General features: G+C 74.5%; 4 protein-coding genes and 1 pseudogene. 4 read left to right on the top strand and 1 reads right to left on the bottom strand.

Translation table 11 applies throughout. From position 1 onward, the window contains the following. Positions 1-140: 140 nt before the first annotated feature. On the bottom strand, positions 141-1,421 hold the full coding sequence (locus GUY61_RS35905; protein ID WP_166634492.1) for a cytochrome P450: 1,281 nt from the start codon (positions 1,419-1,421) through the stop codon (positions 141-143). Between the two features lie 315 nt (positions 1,422-1,736). On the opposite strand from GUY61_RS35905, the gene GUY61_RS35900 reads away from it, so the two are divergent. From GUY61_RS35900 to GUY61_RS35890, 4 genes and pseudogenes are all read left to right on the top strand, one after another. Next, positions 1,737-2,210, top strand: coding sequence for an SRPBCC family protein (locus GUY61_RS35900; RefSeq protein ID WP_166634491.1), 474 nt, complete (start codon positions 1,737-1,739; stop codon positions 2,208-2,210). A gap of 237 nt (positions 2,211-2,447) precedes the next feature. Then, positions 2,448-2,702 carry an FAD-dependent oxidoreductase gene (locus tag GUY61_RS42030; RefSeq protein WP_398958139.1) on the top strand — a complete coding sequence of 85 codons (255 nt, stop codon included), beginning with the start codon at positions 2,448-2,450 and terminating at the stop codon, positions 2,700-2,702. Continuing rightward, positions 2,636-3,199 (top strand): annotated as a pseudogene (locus GUY61_RS35895) (phytoene desaturase family protein); the annotation flags it as partial. The gene GUY61_RS42030 and the pseudogene GUY61_RS35895, both read left to right, overlap by 67 nt. A gap of 77 nt (positions 3,200-3,276) precedes the next feature. Beyond that, entirely contained in the window at positions 3,277-3,729 is a 453-nt protein-coding gene (locus tag GUY61_RS35890) for a hypothetical protein (RefSeq protein ID WP_166634490.1), read from the top strand. The last annotated feature ends 110 nt before the right edge of the window (positions 3,730-3,839 follow it).

Below are 3,839 nucleotides of genomic sequence, written 5' to 3'. Positions count from 1 at the left end.
GCCGGGCCAGGCAGACCCGACGCCTGGTGAGCCAGCTCAACCAACTCGGCTACCAAGTGACCCTCCAAGCAGAAGGAGCTGCCTGACCAGCGACTACGGACACGAGACGGGGGATTTTCGAATCAGGCGAGCACGGCGGGTCAGGCCGGCCCGGCCGGTTCCAGCGGGGCGGGTTCGGCCGGGACGCGGACCCGGGTCATGCGGAAGCCGCTGCGCGGGCGGGTCGGGATGCGCCGCAGGGGGATGCGCAGGTCCTGTTCGGGGACCTCGTACTCCAGGCGGGCCAGCCGCAGCGACAGTGCCTCCAGCAGGGCGATGGTGATCTCCTCGCCGGGGCAACGGTGACCGGTGGCCGGGTCCCCGCCCCCCTGGGGGACGAGTTCGTCGCGCTCGACGGGCCGCTCGAGAAAGCGCTTCGGCCGGAAGGCGTACGGATCGCCCCACAGGCCCTCGTCGTGGTTCTGCCCGTACAGGTCCAGCAGGATCATGGAGCCCGCGGGGATGTACCGGCCGCGCCAGGTGAGGTCGGCCGCGGCCCGCCCGGCCGAGAACGGCGCGAAGGGGTAGAAACGGCGGACCTCGTGGACGAAGGCCGCGGCGAACGCGGCGTCGTCCGTCCACAGCTGCTTGCGGTTGTCGGGCCAGCGGTGCATGGCGTGCGCGGCGAAGGTGACGAACCAGCTGACGGCGACCGTCGGGCGGATGATGTTGAGCAGTTCCACCGCGGTCGTGCGCGGGTCGAGCAGCCGGCCCTCAGAGTCGTGGTGGCGGGTGACCGTGTCGAGGACCGAGCCGGGCGGGACACTGATCCTGCCCAGCCGTACGCCCTGGACCAGGCGTCCCAGCCACTCCTCGCGCCGCACCCGGGCCGTGCGGGCTCGCCAGTGACGGGGCCCGGGGGTGGCGAAGCCGTCGACCATCGCCACCAGGTCCCTGGCCAGTGGTTCCGTCTCGGCATCCGCCAGCGGGACACCGGCCCACCGGCACACCGCGCGCGTCAGCACGACGGCGGACTCGTCGAAGAGCACGACTTCGTCACGGCCGGTCCACCCGGCGACGGCCTCCTCCCAGGCGGCGGAGACCTCCTCGACGAGGTCCGCGATCCTCGCGGTGTCGGTGAGCAGGTGCAGGAACATCGCCTTGCGGGTGCGGTGCGCCTCGCCGTCCAGGGTGTGGACGGCGCCGTGGCCGGACAGCGTGCTCCGGACCCGCTCGGGGACGGCCCCGTGCCGGCGGACGTGCCGTTCGTCGTAGAAGAAGCGCACGGCTTCTGGCCCGCGCAGGGCGACGGTGTGCCTGCCCGCCATCCGGACCCGCACGAGGGGTTCGGCGGTGTTCCGGACACGGTCGGGCAGCCATGCGTATCCCTGGAACAGAAGCGCGGCAGTACGGTCCACGAGAGGGCGGCGGTACGGAAGCATGGCGGGCGGGTTCCCGCCGCGCGGCGGAGGAAAACGCGGCCGTTCGGGCGTCGCCGGAGCGCGGGGCGCCCGGGCGCGGGCGCGGGCGCGGGCTCGCCGGTCCGGCCGGGGAAGGGCCGGGATGGCGGGGCGCGGGGCCGAGGGGCGGCAGCACGACGGGAAGGCACGTTTGGCGCCCCCGTCAGCGGTTACTGGTGTCTGCGCGCCGCCGGAGGCCGCGCGGGGCCGTCCGCCTGACGTTCCGCCGAGTGCCGGCACGGTGGTTTCTGGTCGGAACCCGGGCCCTCGGGCCCCTCGCAGGGCATCGGAGCGGACATGGCTGTGCGGCATCAGGTGATCGAGCGACCGCCCGAGGACGTGTGGGCGGTCCTCTGTGACGGTTCGAAGTACTCCGACTGGGTGGTCGGTACGACCGACTCCTACGAGCGGGAGGGCACCTGGCCCGAGGTGGGGTCCTCGATCCGCTATGTGGTCGGCCTCGGTCCGGCGCGGTTCGAGGGGTCCACCGTCGTACGCCGTATGGAGCGCCCGCGCTGGCTGGAGCTGGAGGCGAAGAGCGGCTGGGCGGGTTCGGCCCGTATCGCCATCGAGGTCCGGCCCTGGGGTGCAGGCACCCTCGTCATCGTCGACGAGCACCCGCTGCACGGCCCCGGCGGCCGGCTGCACAACACCGCCTTCGAGGCGGTGATCCAGCTGCGGCACCGCCGCATGCTGCGCAAGCTGGCCGGGGTCGTCGAGGAGCGCCCGCGCAGGGAGCCGGTGGCCCCGGCCGTCGCCGGCCCGGTGTGAGCGCGCTCCAGGAACCGACGTGGGCCACGGGTTCGGCGCCGCGGGAGGACACGGAACGGCACCCGGCTCCCGGTACCCGCCGCGCACCGCCCTCCAGCCGTGCGAGCGGAGCACCCCGCACCGGCCGCGCGAACGGCGCGCCCGGCACCGGCCGCGCACCCGGCACACCCGGCACCCGCCGGGCACCGGGCACCGGGCACCGACCCCGCACGCAGCGAGCGCAGCAGGAGGTGGCTGATGCCGGACGCCGTCGTCATCGGGGCGGGCCCGAACGGGCTCGTCGCCGCCAATCTGCTCGCCGACGCGGGCTGGTCGGTCGAGGTCCTGGAGGCCCAGGACGAACCGGGCGGCGCCGTGCGCAGCGACCGCGGTGTCCACCCGGACTACGTGAACGACCTGTTCAGCTCCTTCTATCCGCTGGCCGCCGCCTCGCCGCGCAGATCGCCATGCGGCGCGTCCCGGACCGGCCGTTCCTGGTGCTTGGCCAGATGACCACCGCGGACGGCGCCCGCTCCCCCGCCGGTACGGAATCGGCGTGGGCGTACACCCGTGTACCCCAGCGCGTCTCCGGGGACGCCGGGCCGGACGGGATCACCGGGGCCTGGGACGACGACGACCAGCGGCGCATGGCGGACCGCATGGAGGCCGTGGTGGAGCGCTTCGCACCGGGCTTCAGGGACACGATCCGCGCGCGGCGGGTGCTGGGCCCGCCGCGTCTCGAGGCGCTGGACGCGAATCTTCGGGGCGGCGCCATCAACGGCGGCACGACGGGGCTGCACCAGCAGTGGGTGTTCCGCCCGGTCCCGGGGACCGGGCGGCCCGAGACCCCCGTGCCGGGCCTGTACCTCGCGTCGTCCTCCGCCCATCCCGGCGGCGGCGTACACGGGGCGCCGGGCGCCAACGCGGCCCGCGCGGCGCTGCGCGGCCGCCGCCCCGGGGTCGGACCCGCGCTGTCTGCGGGGCAGCGCCTGCTGAACCGGCGGCACTGACGGCCGTGCGCCGGCGCCCGCGCCGCCCCACTCGTTCGGCAGGTGGTGCGGAGGGGCTGCCGGGGCACACGGTGCCTATGAGCAACGCGTACGACGAGACGGAGCGGCCGGGCCCCGACCTCGAGCACCGGCCGCCTCCCGGTATGAGCGACACCGCCCTGGATGCCCTGGGAAAACTGTCGGAGGCACTGGAGACGACCGAGCGGGCCCGCGGCCACCTGTACTCGTTCCACCAGCTCACCGGTCACGCCGACCTGCAGCTGGACGATGCCGTACGGCTGCTGCGCGAGTCGGGCCACAGCGAGTACGCCGACGTGGTGGAGCGGGAGATCCTGGGCCGCAACGTCATTCCCGGCCATTGGACCTTCCAGATCGCCGAGGCGTACGACGCGACGTACTACCGGCCGTTCGCCGCCGTGGAGGAGCAGGTCAGGCAGGGTCTCGCGGACGGCAGACGGCACCTGTACGAAGCCCGGATGAAGGAGAACCGCCGCACCAGGGGCCACCCCGACCACACGGCCGGCCCTTGATGCCCGGAGGGCTCCGCGGTGCCGCGGAGCCCTCCGGAGGTGGCACCCGGTGGGCCCGGGACTCAGCGGCGGCCGTGGAGGAAGGCGGGGAGCACGGCAGGGGCTGTCTC

Source organism: Streptomyces sp. GC420, from assembly GCF_009916105.1.
GTDB lineage: Bacteria > Actinomycetota > Actinomycetes > Streptomycetales > Streptomycetaceae > Streptomyces.
This window is presented reverse-complemented; position numbering and strand designations above follow the sequence as displayed.